The sequence below is a fragment of the Hymenobacter sedentarius genome (genome assembly GCF_001507645.1).
GTDB lineage: Bacteria > Bacteroidota > Bacteroidia > Cytophagales > Hymenobacteraceae > Hymenobacter > Hymenobacter sedentarius.
Genome location: NZ_CP013909.1, coordinates 2,729,844 through 2,753,376 on the forward strand (window position 1 = coordinate 2,729,844; position 23,533 = coordinate 2,753,376).

General features: G+C 62.7%; 13 protein-coding genes. 6 read left to right on the forward strand and 7 right to left on the reverse strand.

Features of this window, described 5'->3' with window-relative positions; genetic code table 11:
• Window positions 1-12: 12 nt before the first annotated feature.
• Complete coding sequence (locus tag AUC43_RS11190) at window positions 13-432, reverse strand: hypothetical protein (RefSeq protein ID WP_068193236.1); 420 nt, start codon at window positions 430-432, stop codon at window positions 13-15.
• A 136-nt stretch (window positions 433-568) separates the two neighbouring features.
• On the reverse strand, window positions 569-988 hold the full coding sequence (locus AUC43_RS11195) for a hypothetical protein (RefSeq protein ID WP_068193238.1): 420 nt from the start codon (window positions 986-988) through the stop codon (window positions 569-571).
• A 570-nt stretch (window positions 989-1,558) separates the two neighbouring features.
• Between AUC43_RS11195 and AUC43_RS11200 the strand changes: the two genes are divergently transcribed.
• Window positions 1,559-4,753, forward strand: a complete 3,195-nt coding sequence (locus AUC43_RS11200) for a glycoside hydrolase family 3 N-terminal domain-containing protein (RefSeq protein ID WP_068193242.1) — start codon at window positions 1,559-1,561, stop codon at window positions 4,751-4,753.
• Between the two features lie 108 nt (window positions 4,754-4,861).
• On the forward strand, window positions 4,862-6,487 hold the full coding sequence (locus AUC43_RS11205; protein WP_199243436.1) for a 3-(methylthio)propionyl-CoA ligase: 1,626 nt from the start codon (window positions 4,862-4,864) through the stop codon (window positions 6,485-6,487).
• Window positions 6,488-6,590: 103 nt separating this feature from the next.
• Here the strand turns inward: AUC43_RS11205 and proC are convergent, their stop codons facing one another.
• From proC to AUC43_RS11220, 3 genes are all read right to left on the reverse strand, one after another.
• A complete protein-coding gene (gene proC, locus AUC43_RS11210) occupies window positions 6,591-7,391 on the reverse strand; it encodes a pyrroline-5-carboxylate reductase (protein WP_068193248.1) in 801 nt (266 codons plus the stop codon).
• Between the two features lie 82 nt (window positions 7,392-7,473).
• The gene (locus tag AUC43_RS11215; RefSeq protein ID WP_068193252.1) at window positions 7,474-8,730 is read right to left on the reverse strand and encodes a vanadium-dependent haloperoxidase; all 1,257 of its coding nucleotides are present in this window, start codon (window positions 8,728-8,730) and stop codon (window positions 7,474-7,476) included.
• A gap of 248 nt (window positions 8,731-8,978) precedes the next feature.
• Window positions 8,979-10,160 carry an acyltransferase family protein gene (locus AUC43_RS11220; RefSeq protein ID WP_068193256.1) on the reverse strand — a complete coding sequence of 394 codons (1,182 nt, stop codon included), beginning with the start codon at window positions 10,158-10,160 and terminating at the stop codon, window positions 8,979-8,981.
• A gap of 269 nt (window positions 10,161-10,429) precedes the next feature.
• Between AUC43_RS11220 and AUC43_RS11225 the strand changes: the two genes are divergently transcribed.
• Both AUC43_RS11225 and AUC43_RS11230 read left to right on the forward strand, forming a co-directional pair.
• Entirely contained in the window at window positions 10,430-13,639 is a 3,210-nt protein-coding gene (locus AUC43_RS11225; protein WP_068193261.1) for a SusC/RagA family TonB-linked outer membrane protein, read from the forward strand.
• A gap of 22 nt (window positions 13,640-13,661) precedes the next feature.
• Window positions 13,662-14,960 carry a RagB/SusD family nutrient uptake outer membrane protein gene (locus AUC43_RS11230; protein WP_068193265.1) on the forward strand — a complete coding sequence of 433 codons (1,299 nt, stop codon included), beginning with the start codon at window positions 13,662-13,664 and terminating at the stop codon, window positions 14,958-14,960.
• Window positions 14,961-15,143: 183 nt separating this feature from the next.
• Here the strand turns inward: AUC43_RS11230 and AUC43_RS11235 are convergent, their stop codons facing one another.
• The gene (locus tag AUC43_RS11235) at window positions 15,144-16,355 is read right to left on the reverse strand and encodes an anhydro-N-acetylmuramic acid kinase (protein ID WP_068193269.1); all 1,212 of its coding nucleotides are present in this window, start codon (window positions 16,353-16,355) and stop codon (window positions 15,144-15,146) included.
• Between the two features lie 88 nt (window positions 16,356-16,443).
• Window positions 16,444-18,378: a glucosamine-6-phosphate deaminase gene (gene nagB / locus AUC43_RS11240; RefSeq protein ID WP_068193272.1), complete on the reverse strand. Its 1,935-nt coding sequence runs from the start codon at window positions 18,376-18,378 to the stop codon at window positions 16,444-16,446.
• A 387-nt stretch (window positions 18,379-18,765) separates the two neighbouring features.
• Here nagB and AUC43_RS11245 point away from each other — a divergent pair, with 387 nt between their 5' ends.
• Together AUC43_RS11245 and AUC43_RS11250 are read left to right on the forward strand one after the other, a co-directional pair.
• On the forward strand, window positions 18,766-21,894 hold the full coding sequence (locus AUC43_RS11245; protein WP_068193275.1) for a SusC/RagA family TonB-linked outer membrane protein: 3,129 nt from the start codon (window positions 18,766-18,768) through the stop codon (window positions 21,892-21,894).
• 32 nt (window positions 21,895-21,926) lie between these two features.
• The gene (locus AUC43_RS11250) at window positions 21,927-23,483 is read left to right on the forward strand and encodes a SusD/RagB family nutrient-binding outer membrane lipoprotein (protein WP_068193278.1); all 1,557 of its coding nucleotides are present in this window, start codon (window positions 21,927-21,929) and stop codon (window positions 23,481-23,483) included.
• Window positions 23,484-23,533: the final 50 nt, after the last annotated feature.

The following is a 23,533-nucleotide window of genomic DNA, read 5'->3' on the forward strand; positions in this document are numbered from 1 at the left end:
ATTCAATAGCTGCTAATGTCCGCGGCCTCTGCCCACACCATTGGCGCGGCCTGCTCCACCCACGCCGCGGGCCCCTCGTCCGGCACCAGCGCCGTGGCTTCCGCGGGCGCTTCGAGCGCTCTGCTCTGCTCTGGCCCCTCGGGCCGAGGGCGCTTCCGCCGGCTCTGCTGTGGCTGCTTCCTCCACCCGCTGGGGCTTGGTTTTGCGCTCGGTTTGTGGCACGGCTTTTACGGGCGGCTCGGCAGGAGCGGGAGTGCCCTGAGCCGGGGTTTGGGCAGCCGCGCCCAGCTCTTCGACCAACTCAGGCCGAGTTGCCGGCACGGCAGCCCTGACCAGCACGGCCTGGGCTGGCCCGGCCGGCATGGTTTGCGCCGATGCCCGCGTGATGCCAAGCGCCAGCAGTAAGAAAAAGAAGTGAAATATGATTTTCATAAATATAGCAAACCAGAATCAACGATTACTGGCAAATTACTGCATCTCCAATGAATAAGCTGCACAGTTCAAACAGTGCCGGCCGCGCTCCTGAGCAACTCAGAAACGCGGCCGACGAAACAGTCAATAGCAGGAATTAGTGGTTGCCGCGGTGGCCAGCCCCTGCACCCTGATGGGCCCCGGCGCCGTGGCCGTTGCCAGCACCGCCGTGGCCATGGTCGCCGCGGGCGCTGCGGGGAGCACGGGCGGCGCGGTCGCCTTTTGCCGAACGGCCCTCGCTGGCTACTGCGCTTACTGCGGCACCTTTATCGGCACCGGTGAGGGTGGTGCTTTGGGTGAAGGCCTTCACCGTCTGGCCGTGGTTTTCGGGGGCTACTTTGTCGGCTTTGTCACCGTCGCGGTCGTCGTCCTCGCCGCGCAGCTTGATTTTGGCTTCGTGCTTGCGCTCCTTGGCAGCAGATTTATCGGGGTGTTGCACGCCAGTAGCGGCAGGGGCTTGAGCCAGCGCAGCAAACGAGCACAGCAAGGCAGCAGCGGAAAACAGGGCTTTTTTCATGGGTTTGGGTTGGTGAATAAATGAAATGCGGGAAGCATTAAAGATTTATACAAACCTAGACCTTCAACATGATGCGAACATGATAAAGAACCAGCCCAACTGTTGGGCCTGGCAACATAGGCAATAGGTGTAAATGGCCAGCTAGTTTTCGCGCGGTTCGGGCCACAGCCGACCTTCCTTTAGGAGCATAGAGGCACGTGTACTGTTCTGGGGAGAAGTTCACCTGCGATGGCTGCCTTATACTTCCTAGAGTAGGTTTCCACCCCGGCTGGGGCAATGGTAAAAGACGCTGGGCAGAGCGGCCAGCGGTGACACACCTTATTGTCAGATTGAAAAACTTGTAAAATAAATATGACCTGCAGTCCAAAAATTAAATCCTCCGACTTGTAAAAGGTCATGGGTACAACAAGGCCTTAAAAAACAGGGGAGGGCATGACTTGATCGAAGTAGCATAATATCGTCAAATGAGACTTTAGACTCGATAGGGCTATCTTGTTTAGTTTGCTGCGCTTTTTCTTTAAGGTGGAGCTGTCACTAGTGTTACTTTCGTAAGAAAATCCCACCCTCGCCTTGTCGCTCCCCAAATTCCTCCAGTTTCTTCTCGTGTGCCTGCTGCTGACGGCTCCGCTACTGGCCCCGGCCCAGCACCGCACCGGGTATGCCCCGAAAAAAGCAGCCTCCCGCCAAGTCGCGCCAGCCACTCCTGGAACCAAGGCTGCCCGCGCAAAAGTCAAAACCGCCGCCAGCCGAGCGGCGGCGCGCAAAGCCGCTCTTGTACCAAAAACAGCAGCCAACGCTCCGGCCTTTACCCAATACCTGCACTCGCCTTGGGTTGACAGCCTCATGCGCGTGCTCACCCCCAACCAGCGGGCGGCGCAGCTTTTTATGGTGGCGGCCTACTCCAACCGCACGCGGGTGGACGAGGACTCCATTTCGGCCCTGATTAAGCAGTACGGTATTGGCGGGCTTATTTTCTTCCAGGGTGGGCCGGCTAGGCAGGCACGCTTGCTCAACCGCTACCAGGGGCAGAGCCAGGTGCCGCTGCTGGTGGCCCTGGACGGGGAGTGGGGTGTGGGCATGCGCCTCGACAGCGTGGTGAAATTCCCGTACCAGATGAGCCTGGGGGGCGAAACCGATACCACGCTGCTCTACGACATGGGCCGCGAAGTAGCCCAACAATTCAAGCGGCTGGGCATGCACGTCAATTTTGCGCCCGTGGTGGATGTGAACAACAACGCGGCCAACCCCGTCATTGGCTTCCGCTCCTGGGGTGAAAACCCGGCGGCCGTAGCCCGCGACAGCCGCCAGTACATGCGCGGCATGCAGGATGCGGGCATCCTGGCCGTGGCCAAGCACTTTCCGGGCCACGGCGACGTGGATGCCGACTCCCACCTGGCCCTGCCCACCGTGCGGGTGGACCGCCGCCGGCTCGATACGCTGGAGCTGCCGCCCTTCCGCAGCCTGATTGCGGGCGGCCTTGGGGGCATGATGGTGGCTCACCTCAACGTGCCTGCGCTGGATACGGTGAGTGGCCCCAGCACCCTTTCGCGGCCCATTATTACGGACTTTCTACGGAAGGAGATGGGCTTTAAAGGGCTCATATTCACCGATGCCATGAACATGAAGGGCGTCATCAGCAAGTACCCACCTGGCGAGGCCGATGTGCGGGCTCTCATTGCGGGCAACGATATCCTGGAATTCAGCAAGAATGTGCCACTGGCTATCCAGATGGTGCGGGCCGCGGTGGATAGCGGCCGGATTTCGCAAAAGGAAATCGACGAGCACTGCCGCCGCGTGCTGGCCCTCAAGCAGTGGGCTGGCCTCGACCACTACCGCCCCATAGAGACCAAGCACATTTACGAAGACCTCAACGGGCCCCACGCCCGGTACCTGAGCCACCGGCTCACGGAACTGAGTATCACGCTGCTGCGCAACCAAAATAAGCTACTGCCCCTGCAGCGGCTCGATACCCTGCGGATTGCCACGCTGGTGCTGGGCGGTTCGGCGCGCGACACCACCGACTTCCAAAAAGCGGTGGCCGACTATGCCCCCACGGCGCATTTCCATGCCTCGGCCTCGCCCACGCTGGATGAGCTGCTGCAACTGCGCACCGCGCTTAAGCCTTATAATATGGTGCTGGTGTCCCTGCAAAGCCTGGGCCGGCTGCCTGCTACCAGCTTCGGCATTACGCCCGAAACCAACCTGCTGCTGCGGGAGCTGGTGAATCAAAAGCAGGAAGTGGTGGTGAGCGTGTTTGGCTCGGCCTATGCCGTGGCCAAGGTGCGCGACCTCGACCGTGCCGACGCCGTGGTGCTGGCCTACCAAGAGAGCCCCGATGCCCAAAACCTGGCCGCGCAGGCCATTTTTGGCGGCATGGCCGCTGCCGGCAAGCTGCCGGTCACGGTGTCGGACCGCTACCCGCGCGGCTACGGCCTGCGCACCGCCGGCAACCTGCGCCTACGCTACGCCAACCCCGAAGACGTAGACATGGACGGGCGCCTCGAAGCCCAGGTAGATAGCCTGGTGGGCCGGGCCATGGCGGCCCAGGCGTTTCCGGGCGCGCAGGTGGTCATTGCCCGGCGCGGTACGGTGGTGCTGCGCAAAAGCTACGGCAACCACACCTACGCGGGCTTTGCCCCCAATGAGGAATTGGGAATGAAGAATAAGAAATCGAAAAGGAAGAAGGGGCGCGAAAAAAAATCTTCGCTCCTCATTTCGCCTTCTTCATTGTCCACCCCGCGCCCTGTGCGCAACAACGACATCTACGACCTGGCTTCCGTGACCAAGCTCATGGCCTCGACGCCTGCCCTGCTCAAACTGCAGGAGCAGAACAAATTCAGCCCCGATAGCACCATGGGGCAGTACTTTTCTTTCCTGCGCGGCACCAACAAGGCCAACCTGCGCATGCGCGATGTGCTCACCCACCAGGCCCGGCTCAAGGCGTGGATTCCGTTTTGGAAGGAGCTCACCAAGAAGAACGGCGAGCTGCGCCGGCGCTATTTCCGCGCCGATTCCTCGGCCCGATTCCCGCTGCCGGCCGCCCAGGGGCTGTGGGCTCGCAAGAAACTGCCGGCCCGCATCTACAAGGAAATAGGGGAGTCGCCGCTGAATGAAAAGCCCGGCTACGTGTATTCCGACCTGTCGTTTATTCTGTATCCGGAGCTGGTGAAGGCCCGCACCGGGCAGACGTTTGATGCCTTTTTGCAGCGCGAAGTATACGGCCCGCTGGGCGCCACCACCCTGGGCTTTCGGCCCACCAACCGCTTTCCGCTGCGCCGCATCGTGCCCACGGAAGTTGATTCGGCTTTCCGCCGCCAGCTGCTGCACGGCACCGTGCACGACGAAGGAGCCGCGCTGCTCGGGGGCCTTTCGGGCCACGCCGGCCTGTTTGGCTCTGCCAACGACCTGGCCAAGCTGGCTCAGACCTACGCCTGGGGCGGGCGCTACGGCGGCCAGCAGATTTTCAAGCAGGAAATTCTGGCCGACTGGACCCGCTGCCAGTTCTGCCCTGACAACCGCCGCGCGCTGGCCTTTGACCGGCCCGCTGCCAACCCGACCGTGAACTCGGCCAAAAGCGCTTCCCAGAGCAGCTACGGCCACACCGGCTACACCGGCACGTATTTCTGGGTTGAGCCAAAGGAGGAGCTGGTGGTAATCCTGCTCACGAACCGCGTGCATCCTACCCGCAACAACAACAAGCTGACGGAGCTGGGCGTGCGCAGTGCGCTGCTGCAGATAGCCATTGAGGCCGTGCACAAGCAATGAGAAACGCCGGCTGCGAACCGGATAAGTAACGGCCGGAATAGGGATTCTGGAATCAGAAATATTAGGTAGCTTGGCTGCCATTCCCACCCCCTTACTGCCGACGGACTTATGCTAGGATTGATGATGGCCGACCAGCTGCGCGTGGCCGGCGTGCTCGAACACGCCGCCAAGTGGCACGCCGAATCCGAAGTCGTTTCGCGCCTGCCCGAGGGCGGCATTCACCGCTACACCTACGCGCAGGCGCACCACCGCAGCAAGCGCTTGGCCAATGCTCTGCTGAAACTGGGCATCAAGGACGGCGACCGAGTGGGCACGGTGGCCTGGAACACGCACCGGCATTTTGAGCTGTACTTTGGCGTGGCGGGCATCGGGGCGGTGTGCCACACCATCAACCCGCGCCTGTTTCCGGAGCAACTGGTTTACATCATCAACCACGCCGAGGACCGGCTGCTGTTCTTCGATATCACCTTTTTGCCTTTGGTGGAGCGGCTGGCTCCCCTGTGCCCCAGCGTAGAGAAGTGGGTGCTGATGACCGGTCCCAAGCACTTGCCCACCGATTCTAATCTGCCCGGCTTGTGCAGCTACGAAGACCTGCTCGCCGCCGAATCGGCCGACTACGAATGGCCGGTGCTGGACGAAAACACGGCCTGCTCGCTCTGCTACACCTCCGGCACCACCGACCAGCCCAAGGGCGTGCTGTACTCGCACCGCTCTACGGTGCTGCACGCCATGGCCATCTCGCTGCCCGATGCCTTGAGCTGCTCGGCCCTGGATGTGGTAATGCCCGTGGTGCCCATGTTCCACGTCAACGCCTGGGGCCTGCCGTTTGCGGCCCCACTCAACGGGGCCAAGCTGGTGCTGCCTGGCGCCGGCATGGACAGCGCCAGCCTGTACGAACTGGCCGAAAACGAAGGCGTGACGTTTTCGGCCGGCGTGCCCACCATCTGGCTGGCGCTGTTGCAATTCATGCGCGAAGGCAAGCACACGTTCAGCACCTTGCGGCGCACGGTGGTGGGCGGCTCCTCGTGCCCCCCGGCCCTGATGAAGGCGTTTGAGGAAGAGCTGGGCGTGACCATTATGCACGCCTGGGGCATGACCGAAACCAGCCCGCTGGGCACGGCCGGCCACATCAAGGCCAAGCACCAAGCCCTCAGCCCCACCGACAACCTGGCCGTGCGGGCTAAGCAGGGCCGCGTGGTGTTTGGCGTGGATATGAAAATTGTGGGCGACGACGGGCAGGAGCTGCCGCACGACGGCGTGGCTTTCGGCGACTTGCTGGTGCGGGGGCCGTGGGTGGTGGGCGACTATTTCCGCAGCGGCAAGCTCGGCGAGCTCACGGCCGACGGCTGGTTCCGGACCGGCGACGTGGCCACCATCGACCCCGACGGCTTTATGCAAATCACCGACCGCTCGAAGGACGTCATCAAGTCCGGCGGCGAGTGGATTTCCAGCATCGACTTGGAGAACCTGGCCATTGCCCACCCCGCCGTGGCCGAAGCCGCCGTGATAGGGGTGCCCAGCGTCAAGTGGAGCGAACGGCCCCTGCTGGTAGTAGTGCGCCGCCCCGGCATGGACGTATCGGCCCAAGACCTGCTCACCTTTTTCAAAGGGAAAGTAGCCAAGTTCTGCGAGCCCGATGCCGTTGAATTTGTGGAGCAATTGCCCCACACAGCCACCGGCAAGCTGCTCAAAACGCAGCTACGCAAGGACTTTGCAGGGTACTCGGTGGCGTAGGGTCATTTAACATTTATCAATTAACAGTTAACAGCTGTTCAATTTGCGCCATTCGGGCTGCCTGAAAGACTGCTAACTGTTAATTGATAATTGTTAATTGAAATCATTTCCCCAGCTCCTCGGCCCGGTCGCGGGCTGCCGCGGCTCCCGCCACCAGCCCTTCGCGCACCTGCCCCGCGCCGAAGGCGTGCATGGCCGCCTCGGTGGTGCCGCCTTTGGAAGCCACTTTGGCAATCCAGTCGGTGCAGCTCAGGCCCGATTGGGAGTACAGCTCCACCGCGCCGCGGAAGGTCTGGCTCACCAGCAGCTCGGCTTCGGCTGGGGTGAAGCCCATTTGCGTGGCGGCGGTCATCAGGGCGTCCATGCAGTAGTACACGTAGGCCGGGCCGCTGCCCGAAATGGCCGTGGCCGCATCAATGGCCGACTCTTCCTCGACGTAAACCGTCTTGCCCGTGGTGCTGAGCAGGTTTTGTACCTGCACCAGCTCGGCGCGGGTTACTTCGTCGGTGCTGGTAAAGGCCGTCATGCCCATGCCGATTTGGGCGGGCAGGTTGGGCATGGCCCGAATGACCTTGGGGGTGCGCAATGCATCGCGAAGCGTGGCAATCCGCACCCCGGCCATGATGCTAAGTACGACCTGGTGCGGCTGCACCAGCCCGCGCATCGCCTCAAACAGGGCTGGCGAATCCTGCGGTTTCACCGCTAGAATGATGATATCGGCTCCCGGCACGCACTGGGCGGGGTCGCCCGATACGGTGCCCAGCTCGTGCGCGGCCAGTGCCGCCACCCGCTGAGGCGAGCGGGCCAGCAGCCGCAAATCGAGCCGCGAGGTGATGTGCGCCCGCACAAAGCTGCGGGCGTAAGTCAGGCCCATGTTGCCGCCCCCGACGATGAGAATTTTCATAGCTATAGTTGCTTGCTAACCAGAGTAAGGCCGCAAGTTCGGCACGAAGCATCCCACTGCCGCCGGCGGGGCGCCGATGGGGCTAGCGGTGGAAGTGCAGGGCACTCACGTTGCGGCCCAGTTTCTGGCCTTCGGCCAGGCCCACCTCGTTGGCGCTGCGGAAGTGGATGCCGCCGTAGAGGCGCGACATGGCCGCTTCATCGGCAAAGGCGGCAAAGCTGGTGAAGGTGCGCGGCTCGTACCCAGCCCCGCGGGCCTGGTGCGTGTTGTCGACGAAAGTCGTTTGGGGACCGAACAAGTCGCCGAGGACTTGCGAGGCGGCGCCGGACTGCGAGGCATGGCCCGACACAAATTCCGGGAAGGGTGGGGTGGCCAGCAGCGGCTGCCAGGTGGGGTCCAGCATGGCTTGCACGGCCGTGATGGGCCGCTGCCAGTTGTAGGTAAACTTGCATTTCCAGCAACTCACGAAGGCATCGGACACGGCCATGCCCACGCGGGCATAGGCTTCGGCGGCCAGGGCCAGGGTGGCTTTGCGGTCGCGCAGCACAATGCTGGTGATGTTGAGGGAGTGGCCGGGCGGGCTAATGGTCTGGCCGCCATCGGCCCAATAGTTGGCGATGGTGCGCTGGGCCGCCGTGAGGTTCTTGCTGGTGTTGTAGAGTTCCAGCACCTGGGCGTAGTAAGGCGAGCCGGGCTGGGTAGAGTAGGAGTACGAAAGGGCCGGCATGGTCATGGTGGCATTGGCTGGCACAAAGAGGCGGTTTTGGCCCCACGTCGGCTGAATGGCGCGGCCGGCTGCGCCCGGTGTGGTTTGCACCCACAGGCCTACGCCCACGGGCGGCACGAAGCTGGCGGGCTGGTTGTTGAGGTACCCTTCGTGCCCGCCGTCGGTGCGGGACCAGTCGAACAAGGCCTGGGCTATCTGCTGCCCGAACTTTACGGAGCGGTCGAATTCCTCAGCCGTGCGGTAGGTTTGATTCAGGGCCGTTTCCAGCGAGTCGATGGAGGCGCGCTGGGCTGCGCTGGCGTTGCCAAACATGCTCTTAACCATGAGGGCCTCGGCCGCATTGGCCGCCACGTTCCAGTTGTAGCGCTGGCCGGTTTCGGGCTTGGGCAAGGAAGCAAGGTTGGTGAGCTGCCCGGCTAGGGACTGATACTCTGGCATGCCTGGCACCACGGCTTCGTAAAGCGCCACGCCGCAATAGCCCATGGCGCGCGAGGCCACCGGTGGGGTGAAGCTCACGCCGTTTTTAACGAGGCGCAGCTCCATATCGGCCCACTTAGTGGCCACGTCGGCCGAGTAAGTTTCGGCCAGCGCCGAAACAGGCTTGGGGTCCATTAACGGTTCGGGGTCGTGGCTACAGGCCGATACCAGCAGGGTAATCGCCAGCGCCAAGACAGCACTCGCACGCCGGGTGAGGGATTGTTTAGGGGGGCGGGGTAGGGTAGGGTTGTTGCCATAGTGGTTGTGGATGTATTTGGTGGAGGACCTCGCAAATATAAGTACAACCATTGTTAAAACCATATTTATTCTTATTTTAATCTAAGCTGAACCGTAGGCAGTTAGCAAATGCAGTGTGGAGTTGGTCAAACTTTGAGCACAATGCCCTTTTTATACATCCAGCTTAGTATTCCGAGCCAGATAAGCACCAGCACGACTGCGCCCACTAGCGAGGCAGTGCGCGGGTCGGCGAAGAACGGCGCGATGCCCCACTCGTAGAGCCACTCCTTCAGCCCTACGGTTTTGCCTGCGGGTCCCATCAATTTGAACAGGCTGAACGTGCGCGAAAGCAGGGCCGACAGGCAGAACACCAGAATGGCGTTGACGCCGTACACCAGGGCCGGGCGCGTCCAGGCGCGGTAGCCCTGCACGTCGCACACCCAGTACAGGGCGGCCAGCCCCGCCATGGCCAGCCCGCCGGTGTAAAGCACGTAGGGGCTGCTCCACAGGGCTTTGTTGATGGGAAACCACGGCGCCCACACGAGCCCCGCGATGATAACTACGCCGGCCGCTACATACAGCCAGGCCACTTTGGCGGCTGGCTGCTGGTCGCGCCGCCGCAGCCACTGGGCCGTGAGGCAGCCGAGCAAGCCGGTGCCCAGGGCCGGCAAAGTGCCGAGCAGGCCCTCGGGGTCCCAGGTTTTGCTTTGCTTCCAAAGGTGGGCTTCGCCGAATACGAGGCGGTCGAGCCAAGCGCCGAGGTTGGTGCTGGGCTCCAGGTTGGCAGGGCCGAAGCCCGGCACGGGCACCAGCTGCATGAGCACGGCGTAGCCCACCAGGAAGGCTGCCAGCAGATACACCTGCGTGCGCCAGCTGGTCTTGAGAAAGATGATGCTGCAGCCCAGAAACACCAGCGAAATGCGCTGCAGCACGCCCATGATGCGCACCATCGAAAAGTCGAACTTGGGGTAGAGCGAGAGCAGCAGGCCCAGCCCAAACAGCACCGCCGCCCGCCGCAGCACGCGCAGCAGCACGGCGCCCTGCGGGCCACCTTTTTGCTTCACGCCATCGAGGGCATACACCAAACTCACGCCCACGATGAACAGGAAAAAGGGAAAGATGAGGTCGGTGGGGGTGCAGCCGTTCCATTCGGCGTGCTCGAACGGGGGGTAGATGTGGCCCCAGTCGCCGGGGTTGTTCACCAGAATCATGGCCATGACGGTGATGCCCCGGAAGACGTCCAGCGAGATGAGGCGGCCGGGCTGCGAGGCCTCGGCGAGCGGGGTGGCGCCGGTGGTGGCTACGGCGGCTTCGGTGGTGGTTTGCATGGGGCCTAAGGTCGTTATTTATTTCGGGAGAAAAAGTGAAAACCAGGAAGTGGCCAGTCTGGCAAAAGCCAGCGCCAGCGGACGGTACGCCAGTTTTGTTGAGCTAAAAAGCTGGGAAACCAATGGCTGGCATCAACTCCGGGAAGGAGGGTGGCCAGCACTGGCGGCAGGCAAAACTCCGAGATATTGCCATCATGTATTAATGTTGTTTTCTGTAGCTTTATTGCTACAGACGATTGTAGCCACTTTCACCTTTTAACCCTGCTGAAATGATAAAAATTTACGTCTTCGGTAGGCTGCCCTTGCAATGGGCCGGCCTGCTCTTACTGCTCCTGCTGGCCATGCAGGTGGGGGCCCAGCCCGCGGGCAATACTCGGCGGTATGTGCTGAAGGGCCGCGTGACCGACGCCGCCGGGCAGGATGTGCCCGGCACCACGGTGCGCCTGGAAGGCACCACGGCGGGCGCTACGTCGGGTAGCGACGGGGCGTATTCGCTAGAAGCGACCTTGGCGCCCGGACTTTACACCCTCACCTTTAGCTCGGTGGGCTTTACGACCGAGACGCGGGCCATTACGCTGGGGGCCGACGAAACCGTGACTACCAACGTGGCACTGACGGTAGCCCGCCAGAAGCTCGACGAGGTGGTGGTGGTAGGCTCGACGGTGAGTGCGCCCAAGCGCGAGCTGGGCAATGCCATCAGCACCATCAACGGGGCCGAGCTGACCCAAAGCGGCTCGGGTGGGGTACTCAACTCGCTGCAGGGCAAGGTGCCCGGCGCGCAGATTACCCAGAACTCCGGCGACCCGGCCGGCTCGCTGTCCATTCGCCTGCGGGGCGTGCACTCGCTCCAGGGCTCTTCCGACCCGCTGTATGTGATTGACGGGGTGATTGTGAGCAACGCCAGCACCAACGTGTCGCAGCTGGCCGTGAGCAACGACGTGGGCGTGGCCAATGCCGGCCAGAACCGCCTGGCCGACCTCAACCCCAACGACATCGCCAGCATCAACATCATCAACGGAGCGGCAGCGGCGGCCCAGTACGGCTCACGGGCCGCCAACGGTGTGGTGCTTATCACCACCAAGCGCGGCAAGTCGGGTGCGCCCCGGGTGTCGGTATCCACCAGCTTCAACATCAACGAGCTGCGCAAGTCGGTGCCGGTGAATACCTACGGCAAGCAGTTCGGCTTTGCCGGGCTGCGGCTCTACACCATCGGCGGCATCACGCCGGCCCAGATAGCGGCTAACCCCGGCACCACCACGGTGGGCATCAGCCGGGCCGGCACCACCACGCAGCTGGCTTCCAACCTGGTGGACGTGCCCCGCTACGACTACTTCAAGGAGATTTTCCGGACCGGCTACGGCACCGACGACGCGGTTTCCATCGCCGGCGGCTCAGACCAGACGCAGTACTACGTGTCGGCCAACTACCTCAAGAACCAGGGCATTATCAAGGGCACCGACTTCACGCGCTACAACCTGCGGGCGCGCGTCGACCAGCGCCTCACCAATTGGGCCAAGGTGTCGGCGGGGTTGAGCTACATCAACAGCTTCTCCAACGAGAAGGCCAACGGCAACGTGTTCTACAGCCCCATCAACTCCATCAACATCACCAACAACATCTACGACATCAATAGGCGCGATGCTTCCGGCAACCTGCTGGCCGTGGAGCCGACCCGCGTGAACCCCCTCTCGACCATCGAGGACATGAAGTTTACGCAGAGCGTGAACCGGACGGTGGGCGACGTGCAGGTGAACCTGACGCCGTTTAAGAGCTTTTCGCTCGACTACGTGCTGGGCGTGGACGCCTACTCGCAGGTGGGCCAGAGCTACATCCGGCCTTATCCGTACCAGGCCACGGCCGGCCTGCCCGCCGCCCGCTACCCCTTCGGTTTCGCGGCCAACGGCAACAACGCCGTGCTCCAGCTCAACTCCGACATAAATGCCGGCTACGAGGTGGCATTGAGCGAAAACCTCAAGCTGAACCTGCGGGCGGGCTACAGCTACCAGTTTGGCCGGCAGGACTACACCACCACGCAGGGGCAGAACTTGGCGCCGTTCATCACCACGGTGTCGGGGGCGGCGAGCACCACGGTGGTGTCGGCCTACAGCCTCGACCGCTTCGATTTGAGCGGCTACTACGGGCAGGCCACCATCGGCTACCGCAACCTGGCTTTCCTGACCGGGGCCGTGCGGCGCGACCGGTCGTCGAAGTTTTCCACGACCGAAACCAACCAGGTGTACCCCAAAATCAGCGCCTCCCTGGTGCTGTCTGACCTGGGCTTCTGGCAGAACGCCGCCTATGCCAACGCCTTCAACAGCCTCAAGCTGCGCGCCAGCTACGGCGAAGCCGGCAACCTGACGGGCATCGGCTCCTACGACCGGTTTTATCAGTTCAACCCGGTGGGTTTCCTGGGCCGCAACACCATCACGCCCGGCACCACCCTGGCCAACCCCGCCGTGAAGCCCGAGCGCATGGCCGAGACGGAAGCCGGTGCCGACCTGGGCTTTCTACGCGACCGGCTCAACCTGGGCCTGACGTTCTACTACCAGAAAATCAACGACCTGGTGGTGCGCCGCAACCTGGCCCCGAGCCAGGGCGGCTCTTCCATCGTGAACAACGTGGGCACGATGGAGAACCGCGGCCTGGAGATAGCGCTCAACGCCGCGCCGGTGAAAACCACCAACTTCACCTGGGACGTGGGCTTTATCTACAACCGCAACCGCAACAAGGTGCTGAGCCTGCCCGGCTCCAACGGCGCCACCCAGGCCATTTCCATTGATAACGTGGCCGGGGCCCCGGTGTATTTGCTGCAGGGGCAGCCGGCTGGCGTATTTTTTGGCTCGGCCTACGCCCGCAACCCCGACGGCTCGCTGCTGCTCACGCCCCAGGGCTTCCCGCAGGACGAGCGCACCATCGGCCAGGCCGTGGGCTCTACGCAGTTCACGCCGGCCCGCAACAGCGAAGGCCAGCCCAGCTACGGCCCGGGCTCGACCATTGCCAACGTCGTCATTGGCAACCCCAACCCAAAGTGGACGGGCTCGTTCACGACCAACTTGGCGTATAAGAAGCTCTCGCTGCACGTGCTGCTTGACGCCGTGCAGGGCGTGAGCGTCTTCAACGCCGACAAACGCACCCGCCAGGGGGTAGGCCTGGGCGACCTCGCCGAGCAGGAACTCCGCGGGCAGCTGCCGCGCGGCTACATCTTCGCCATCTACAACACCCAGGAATTCCGCATCGACGACGGCTCGTACGTGAAGCTGCGCGAAGTGGCCCTGAACTACACGCTGCCCACCTTCACCAAGCTCATCAGCGCCCTGAACCTCACGCTGGTGGGCCGCAACCTGTACTCTTGGGATAACTACAACGGCTTCGACCCCGAAACCAGCGCCGGCGGCACCTCCGACCTGCTGCGGGCCATCGACTTTGGCAACGTGCCCATTCCGCGCACTTACCAGCTGAAGCTGTCGGCCTCTTTCTAAAGCCTGTTATTGCCTTATCAACATGAAGAAACTGCTCATTTTTGCCGCCCTGCTGCCCCTGGCCCTCGGCGGCTGCAACAAGGAATACCAGAACCCCAGCACCGCCAGCCAAGGCCAGGTGGTAGCTTCTTCCGACGGCCTCATCACACTCTGCAATGGCCTGCAGTACCGCTACGCCGCCGGCGGCTTCCTGAGCGTGCTCTACAACACTGTGGCTGCCGGCGGCCTCACCACCCGCGAGCTGGCCATTCTGAACGTGGGCAACATTGAGGAATACAACGTCAGCCTCGGGGCCGGTAACCTCACCAACAGCAATGGCGTGGTGCGCAACCTCTGGACCCAGAGCCAGCTGGTGCGGGCCAACGCCGACCTGATTCTGCTAAACGCGGGCAACGCCCCGGATGCCGGCACTCGCAGCGGCATCGTGGCCTATGCCAGCATTTTCCGGGCGCTGGCGCTGGGCACGCTGGCCCAGTATTTTGAGCAGGCCCCGCTCATCACGCAGGAGAATGCTCCCTTTGTGCCCCGCCTCGAGCTGCTGCGCAGCGCCGTGACCCAGCTCGAAGCTGCCGCCGCGCAGCTGGCCGCTACGCCGGTTTCGGCCGATTTCAACGCCAAGATTGTGCCCGGCATCGACCTGACCAACACCGTGCAGGCCCTGATAGCGCGCTACAGCCTCGAAGCCGGCGACTACGACAAGGCCCTAGCCGCCGCCGCCAAAGTAGACCTGACCAAAAAGTCGGTGTTCAACTTCGACGACAACACCCGCAACCCCTTATTCGAGACTTCTTTCGGCAACAAGAACGTGTTTGAGCCCACCAACGCCAGCCTTGGCCTGACGGGCGCCCTGGCTCCCAACTCCGCCGACCGCCGCCTGCCGTTCTACATCCGCACGAACCCGGCCGCCACGCAAAACCTGGGCACCGGTTTCTACACCGCCAACAACGCGGCCATCCCCGTGTACCTGCCCGGCGAGATGCTCCTGATTCGGGCCGAGGCCTACGCCCGCAAAGGCGACCTGACCAACGCCGTAACCGAGCTGAACAAAGTGCTCACCAAGACGCCGGCTGCGGATGCCTTCGGCGTGGGAGCGTCGCTGCCGGCCTACTCCGGCCCCCTCACCGCCGACGCCATCTTGCTGGAAATCTACCGCAACCGCCAAATTGAGCTGGCTTTTCAGGGTTTCCGCCTCAGCGACAGCCGGCGCTTTGGCCGGCCCGGCCCGGGTACCACAGGGGCCGAGCGCAACCGGAACTTCTTGCCATACCCCCGGGTAGAGCGGGAGAACAATTCCGCCACGCCCGCCGACCCTACGATTTAACGATTTGAATTAAGCTAAAGCCGGTCGTCCTGCTAAAAGCCGGTCATGTTGAGCTTGCCGAAGCATCTCTACCGCAATACTAAAATCAATTAGTTGCGCGGTAGAGGTGCTTCGGCAAGCTCAGCATGACCGGCGTTTTTATTGCATCTGCTTTAAAAAGGAATCCGATTTAGAACGCCCAAATCAGCCCGGAAAGGAAATCTTGCCCATGCTCACGGCCGGCACCCGCTGCCGGCCGGCGCCAATGGCCACCGGCTGGCCCGCCACGGCCTCGTTGGCCAATACCGCAAATAGAATAGCTTCTTTGGCATCGCCGGGCACACCCAAAACATCGGTGCTCTGGAAGCGGGCACCGGGCAGGTGCCGGGCCAGCGCCGCCATCAAGGCCGGGTTGTGGGCGCCGCCGCCGCTGGTGTACACAGCTGTGGGGGCCGGCCGCTCCGCAAATGCCGCCTGCACGGCCCGGGCCACGCCCACCGCGCTCAGCTCGGCCAGGGTGGCCAGCGTGTCTTCCAGGCTCAGGGTGGCAGTGTTGCTGCGCTGCTGGGCTTCGGCCAGAAAAGTTGGGCTGAATAATTCGGGGCCCGTGGTTTTGGGTAGGGGAGCGGCGAAGAAGGGGTGGTGGAGCAGGGCTGCTAGCAGGCCGTTGTGCACGTGGCCCGCGGCGGCTAGGCGGCCGTCTTCGTCGTACTGCAGGCCGGGGCGGTGGGTGCGCACGTTACCATCGAGCAGGGTATTGCCGGGCCCGGTATCAGTACTGAAAGCGGTGCTGGCATCGCCGCCGGTGCGGGGCAGGTAGGTGAAGTTGGCAATGCCGCCCAGGTTAAGCAGCAGCCTTTCCTCATCGGGGCTGCTCAGCAGCAGAAAGTCGCCGTAGGCGGCCAGGGGAGCTCCTTCGCCGCCAGCAGCTACGTGCTTCTGCCGGAAGTCGCTGAGGGTGATGATGCCCGTACCCACGGCTACGTGGTCGCCATCGCCGAGCTGCAAGGTGGCGTTAATGGAGAAATCGGGGCGCTGATGTTGGTGCTGTGGGGCGTGGTACACCGTTTGGCCGTGGCTGGCCACCAGGTCCACCTCGTGCGGGGCTATTTGCCACTCGCGCAGGCAGTCCAGGATGGCAGCGGCGTGCAGGCTGCCCAGCCAGGGATTGAGCAGCGTGAGGTATTCCAAGCTGACCTGCTCTTTGGCAAACACAGTGCGGATGCGGGCCCGCGTGTCGTCGTTGTAAGGCACGGTGCGGAACTGCTCCAGCTCAAGCTGCGTGCCTGGGCCATGGCCCGTGAGGCGGCAGAGCGCTACATCGAGCCCATCGAGTGAAGTGCCCGACATAAGTCCAATGATGCGGCGACTGGGCTGGCCCGCAAGCTGATAGAGGCGCGCAACGTAAGAATTCATACTAGGACCTCTATAAACTACAGTAACGGTACAAAAGTATTTTGTGCCGGCTTGTGCCTAATAAAATGCCTCAGTGGACAAATAACGCCTAAAACTCCCACCGGACAAACGCTTCGATGCCCTCGTACTCGGGCAGGCCCAACTGGTCGTAGAGCTTGGCGGTGGTGCGGTTGCGGGCCTCGCTGCGCTGCCAGAACTCGCGCTGGTCGGCCCCGGGGAAGAGCGGCCGGTCTTTTTGCGACTGGTGCTTGAAAATAGCCCGGCGTTTGCGCGTGAGCTCATCGGGCGAGAGGGGCACGGCCATTTCAATCTGGTCGATGTCCCACTCTTGCCAGGCGCCGCGGTAGAGCCACACCCAGCAGTCATCAAGCCAGGGCGTACCCGATGCTTTGAGCTGGTGGATGGACTGGAAAATGGCTGCCAAACATACCCGGTGGGTGCCGTGGGGGTCGCTCAGGTCGCCGGCCGCGTATATCTGGTGGGGCTGAATGCGGTTGAGCAGCTCCATGGTTAGACGAATGTCCTCGTCGCCGAGGGGCTTTTTGCGCACCCGGCCGGTCTCGTAGAAGGGCAGGTCGAGGAAGTGCGCATTGGCATCGGGGATGCCGGCCAGGCGGCAGGCGCTTTTGGCCTCGCCCCGCCGGATAAGGCCTTTTATCTGCTGCACCTCGTGGGAGTCGACCTGCCCGGGGGGCTTGTTCTTCAGGAATTCCGTGACGCGGTGGTAGAGGTTGTCGGCGGGCTCGACGGCGGGCAGGCGGAAGGCGTGGTCGTAGTCGGCCACAAACTCCGCGAAGCGGATGGCTTCGTCGTCGAATACGGCGATGTTGCCCGAAGTCTGGTAGGCCACGTGCACCTCGTGGCCTTGGTCTACCAGCCGCAGCAGCGTGCCGCCCATCGAAATAACGTCGTCGTCGGGGTGGGGCGAGAAGATGAGTACCCGCTTCGGAAAGGGAGCGGCCCGCTCCGGGCGGTAGGTGTCGTCGGCGTTGGGCTTGCCGCCGGGCCAGCCCGTAATGGTGTGCTGCAGCTCGTTGAACACCCGAATGTTGATGTCGTAGGCCGGCCCCGATTGGGCCAGCAGTTCCGAGAGCCCGTTTTCGTTGTACTGCTCGTCGGTGAGCTTGAGAATGGGCTTGCTCACGCAGCGCGCCAGCCAGGTCACGGCTTTGCGCACCAGCGCGTCGTCGTGCCAGTTGCAGGGCAGGCCCAGCAGCCAGGGCGTTTTGCGGGGCGTAAGCTCGGCGCCGGCGGCTTCGTCCAGCACCACCTGCACATCGGGGTGGCTTTGCAGGTAGGTGGCGGGCACAGAGTCCGTGACGTCGCCTTCCACCATGCGTTTTACCACGGCGGCTTTGCCTTCGCCCCAGGCCATGAGCACAATGCGGCGGGCCTCCAGAATGGTGCCCACGCCCATGGTGAGGGCGCGGCGCGGCACGTTTTCTTCGCCGTAAAAATCGGAGGCCGCGTCGGTGCGCGTCACGTGGTCGAGGGTGATGATGCGGGTGCGCGACGCCGGGCCCGAGCCGGGCTCGTTGAAGCCGATGTGGCCGGTGCGCCCAATGCCGAGCAGCTGCAGGTCGATGCCCCCGGCTTCTTTAATCTGCTCCTCGTAGCGCCGGCAGTACGCGGCCACCTGCTCTGGCGGCACGGTGCCGTCGGGGATGTGCACGTTTTCGGGCCGGATGTCGACGTGGTCGAACAGGTATTCGCGCATGAAGCGCACGTAGCTCTGCAGCGAGCCCGGCGCCATGGGGTAGTACTCGTCGAGGTTGAAGCTGACCACGTTCTGAAAGCTCAGCCCTTCTTCGCGGTGCAGGCGCACTAGCTCCTCGTACACCCGCGTGGGCGACGAGCCCGTGGCCAGGCCCAGTACGCAGGGCTTGCCTTCGGCGGCCCGGGTGCGAATCAGGTTGGCAATCTGCGCGGCCACGGCCGCAGAGGCTTCGTCGGAGTCGGCGTAGATGCTGACGGGCAGGCGGGCGCCGGCGTGCGTGGGCAAGGTGGCAAGGGTGGGGGCCATGGGTGCAGGGAAAAGATGGGGTAATGAGACAGGCAACCAAACCGGAAATAGGCGAAAGCGAACCAGGAATCAAAGCTATTATAATCTTTAATAATCAGGTTTTTCTATTCAAGCAAAGCGCTTTCTCAACCGTAGTCCAGCACGAAAAATCGATTTTTGTGCGCACATTTGGTTGAGTTTTGCCTGAACATTTCGCCCATCCGACGCAGGCCCGCTACTCTACTGATGCACACTTATACCAGCCCAAATACGAACATACCGTTGTGTTGTAGCCGCATAGTGTTTTCTCCGCGCCGCTAGGCCGGAACCTGATGGTGCATCTTGCCGGGGTTCCGGCTTTTTTTGTTGGCTTCCATTTTCCTGTTTTCCCACCCCATACTTATTCACATGAAAAAAAATTACTGGCTACTCCTGCTCTTGCTAGATGTGCTGCTGGCGCCTCCCGGCTGGGCCCAAACGGTTCGCGCCGTGACGGGCGTTGTTACCTCCGCCACCGACCAAACCCCCCTGCCCGGCGTGACCGTGTTGGTGAAAGGCACCACCACGGGCAGCACCTCCGGCTCCGATGGCCGCTTCTCGGTGCAGGCGGCACCGGGCGCCACGTTGGTATTTAGCTTCATCGGCTACGCGCCGCAGGAGCGCGCCGTGCCCGCCGATGGCAGCGTGGACGTGGCCCTGAAAGAAAGCACCACCGGCCTCGAAGAAGTGGTGGTGACGGGCTACGGCCTGGCCCAGGCCAAGCGCGAACTCGTGACGGCCGTGCAGGAAGTAAAGAGCAAGGACATCATCGACTCGCGCCAGACCAACGTGGTGAACGCGCTGCAAGGCAAAGTGGCCGGCGTCAACATCACCTCCTCGGGCGGTGCGCCGGGCGAAGGCTCGGGCATCATCATCCGCGGAGGTACTTCGCTCGACGGCGACAACCAGCCGCTGTTCGTCATCGACGGGATGATAATGGACAACGGCTCTTTCTCGGAAAGCGCTGCCCCCGGCGCGGGCTCGCAGTTCAACGGCCTGCTGGGCCGCTCGGTGGGCTCGGCCAACCGCGCCGGCGACCTCAACCCCGAAGACATTGAAAGCATCACGGTGCTGAAAGGCCCCGCCGCCGCCGCCCTCTACGGCCTGCGCGCCGCCGGTGGCGCCGTGGTGATTACCACCAAAAAAGGCGTGGCCGGCCGCACCACTCTCAACTACCGCACCCAGTACTCGGTAGACGAGGTGAGCCGCCTGCCCAAGATGCAAGACCTGTACAAGCGCGGCTCCAGCGGCATCACCGACCCCACCACGCGCATCTCGTTTGGCCCCCGCTTTTCGCCGGGCGAGCAGGTGTACGACAACGTGGGCAACTTCTTCCACAAGGGCCACAACTTCCAAAACTTCCTGAACATGTCGGGCGGTTCGGACAAGGCCAGCTTCTTTGTGTCGGCCTCCAACCTGCAGCAATCCGGCGTAGTGCCCGAAAGCAAGTACGACAAAACGACGGTGCGCCTGTCGGGCACGGCCGAGATTTCGCCCAAGCTCAAGGTGAGCGGCGCGGCCCAATACCTGACCACGGGCGGCGAGCGGCCCATTCAGGGCCCCGGCCTGTACCAGTCGTCGGGCGGCTTCCTGCTGAGCTTGCTCAACTGGCCCCGCGATGACGATGCCCGCAACTACCTCAACCCCGACGGCACCCGCCGCCGCCTGCTGGCGCGCGGCAACGGCACCGACGCCGACGCCGACAACCCCTACTGGACGGTGCAAAACAACCCCCAGACCGACCGCACCAACCGCTTCATCGGCAACATGCAGCTCAGCTTCAAGCCGTTTAAATGGGTGACGTTGAGCCACAACATCGGCACCGACCTGTACACCTCGCGCACGACTTCGGTGCGCGCCGTGGGCACTTCGCAGATTGGCAACCAGAACGGCGGCCTGGCCGAAACCGTGGACCAGTTCCGCCTGACAACCGCCACCACGCTGGCCAGCTTCACCCACGATTTCAACGACAACTTTGGCGGCGCGCTCGTGTTGGGCAACACCATTGAAGAGAACCAGGACCAGGCCGTGGACTACCTCGGCCTGATTTTCCAGAACCCCACCTTCGTGGGGCTCAACAACACGGTGAACCGCAACGCATTGCAGCGCGATACCAAGCGCCACCTCATCGGCAACTTCGCTCGCCTGAACCTGACGCTGCTCGACCAGCTGTTTCTGGAACTGCAGGCCCGCTACGACCAGTCGTCGACCCTGCCGCGGCCCGATGAGAACAAGATTTACGGCAAAGGCTTCCTGTACGGCTCGGCCGGCCTGGGCTACGAGTTTACCAAAACCTTGGGCCTGGAGCAGAACAACATCCTGAACTACGGCAAGCTGCGCGCCTCGATAGCCGAGGTAGGCAAAGACACTGGCCCGTACCGGGTGCAGTCTGCCCTGGCTCAGAACACCTACATCGGCGGCGGTTTCCGCAACGACTTCTTTGGCTCGAACCCCAACCTGAAGCCCGAGCGCACCCGCACCTACGAAGCCGGCGTGAACCTGCAGTTCTTCAAGAACCGCCTGGGCCTGGACTTCAACTATTACTACTCGCGCACCAAGGACCAGATTATCGCGCCCCGCGTGAGCCAGGCGGCCGGTTTCATTCTGCAGTACATCAACGGCGGCATCGTGACCAACGAGGGCCAGGAAGTTTCGCTGACCGGCACGCCCGTGAAAACCAAAGACTTCTCCTGGGACATCATTACCAACTTCTACCATAATACCAACCGCGTAGAAGAGCTGCCCTTCCCGCTCACGGTTATCTTCCAGTCGGATGCCTTCATCACGGACGTGCACGAAGGCGGCGCCTTCCCGGGCCGCCCCATCACGGGCCTCGGCGCCACCGACTTTGTGCGCGTAACCGACCCCAACAGCCCCGATTACAACAAGGTCATCATCGGCAGCACGGGCTACCCTTCGGTTAACACCAACTTTACTTACGCTGGCAACCGCGCGCCGCGCTTTACCACCCAGCTCACCAACACGTTTACCTACAAAGGCTTGTCGCTGACTTCGCTGCTCGACTTCCGCGTGGGCGGCGTGGTAGTGAACGGCAACGACTGGTACCAGACCGGCGTGGGCACCTCGCCCCGCACCGCCGACCGCTACAAGCAAGTGGTGTTCGACGGCGTGGTGAAAAACGCCGACGGCACTTACTCGCCTAACTCGCGCCCCGTTGAGCTGACCCAGACGTACTACACCAGCATTCTGGGCCGCACGGGCACCGCCTTCGTGGAAGACGGCTCGTGGGCCCGCCTGCGCTACGTGACCATGAGCTACGCCGTACCCGCGACGTTCCTGTCCCGCACCGGCTTCATCAAAGGCGTGGAGCTGAGCGTGACCGGCCGCAACCTGGTGCTGCTGACCAAGTACAGCGGCGCAGACCCCGAAACCTCCGCAGCTGGCGCCGGTGTGCGCGGCGGCGGCTCGAGTGGGTTTGACTACGGCAACGTGCCCGCCACGCGCGGCGTGGACATGGCTGTGCGTGTGAATTTCTAATCGACGGCTAGCGCTGTCCTTCCTGCTATTATATGAACCTGAAACATTTTTTGATGGGCCTGGGCTTGCTGCTGAGTGGCAGCGCCCTTACGTCGTGCGAGAAATTCCTCGACGTAAACGACAACCCCAACAACCCGGTGGTTTCCACCCCCAACTTCGTGTTGCCGGGCATTATTTCCAACGGCCTTCAAACCCAGATGTTCACGTCGCTGCGCGTGCCTTACATCACGCAGTACGTGGTAAGCCGCACCGCCAACAGCGGCGGTAACGACCAGTACTTCTTTACCAACGCCCAGAGCACCAATACCTTCAACTACTCCTACTATCAGTCGGGCGGCAACATCCCCGGCATGATAAAGACGGCTCAGGAAGAAGGCTCGCCGTATTACGTGGGGGCCGGCAAAATCATGCAGGCTCTGATTCTGGCGCACGCCACCGACATGCTGGGCAACATTCCGTACTCGGAAGCCTACCAGGGCGGGGCCAACTTCACGCCCAAATACGACAAGCAGGAAGATATCTATAAGGTAATCAACCGGCTCTGCGACGAGGGTGCGGTAGAAATGGCCAAGCCCGCCAGCGCGGAGTTCCGCCCGTTCTACAGCACCAACCCCAGCGAAAGCGGCGACATTCTCTACAAGGGCGACCCCCTCAAGTGGCAGCGCCTGGCTTATGCCCTCAAGGCCCGCCAGGCCCAGCACCTCACCAAGAAAGCCAGCTACGACCCCAAGGCGGTGCTGGCTTTGTGCGCCAATGCCTTTAAGTCGTCGGCCGACGATGCCCAGATTCAGTTCCAGGTGGCCGCGGCCCCGCTCGCGGGCACGACCAACATCTTCGGCACCACACGGTCGAATTTCGGCGGCGCTACGTTCTCGACCAACTTCATCAAGTACATCAACGGCACCACCTTTCCGGGGGTAGTCGACCCCCGTTTTGGGGTGATAGCGCCGACCACCAGCACCGGCGCCGCGCCCGGTGCCGGCACTAGCTCCACCGCCAACCTGACGCCTGGCTCCACGCTCACCGACTTCTACGGCAGCTGGTACGCCCGCGACCTGGGATACTACGAGGCCATTACTTACCACGAGGTGAAGTTTATTGAAGCCGAAGCCGCTTTCCGGGCTGGGGATAGAACCTTGGCGCTGAGCTCGCTGAAAGAAGGCATCCGGGCGCACATGAAGAAAATGAGCGGGGGCGGCACCTTCGCCGCTCCGGCCGTGACGTTTCCCGTCATCACCGACGCGCAGATTGCCGCCTACCTGGCCAGCGCTGCCGTGCCCCAGTCCGAGAATACTCTGACCCTCCGGTCCATCATGGAGCAGAAGTACATTGCCATGTTCCTCAACCCGGACTCGTGGTCTGATTTGCGCCGTCTCGACTTCGACCCCCTGATTTATGTGAACTTCCAGTACCCGACCTACAGCGGCAGCGGCACCGGCCCACTGGCCGGCAAATACCCCCGCCGCCTGCTGCCCGGCGCCACCGAAGTGACCGTGAACCCGAACGCCGTGGCCGGCCTCTACTCCGAAGTGGGTGCCACTTCCGACCAGGACTACGTGACCAAGCCGCTGTGGTTTGACATGCCCTGAGGCTCCCCGCGGCCAGGCCGCGCTTTCCTTTTCCGGCTTTCGGGCCTCAC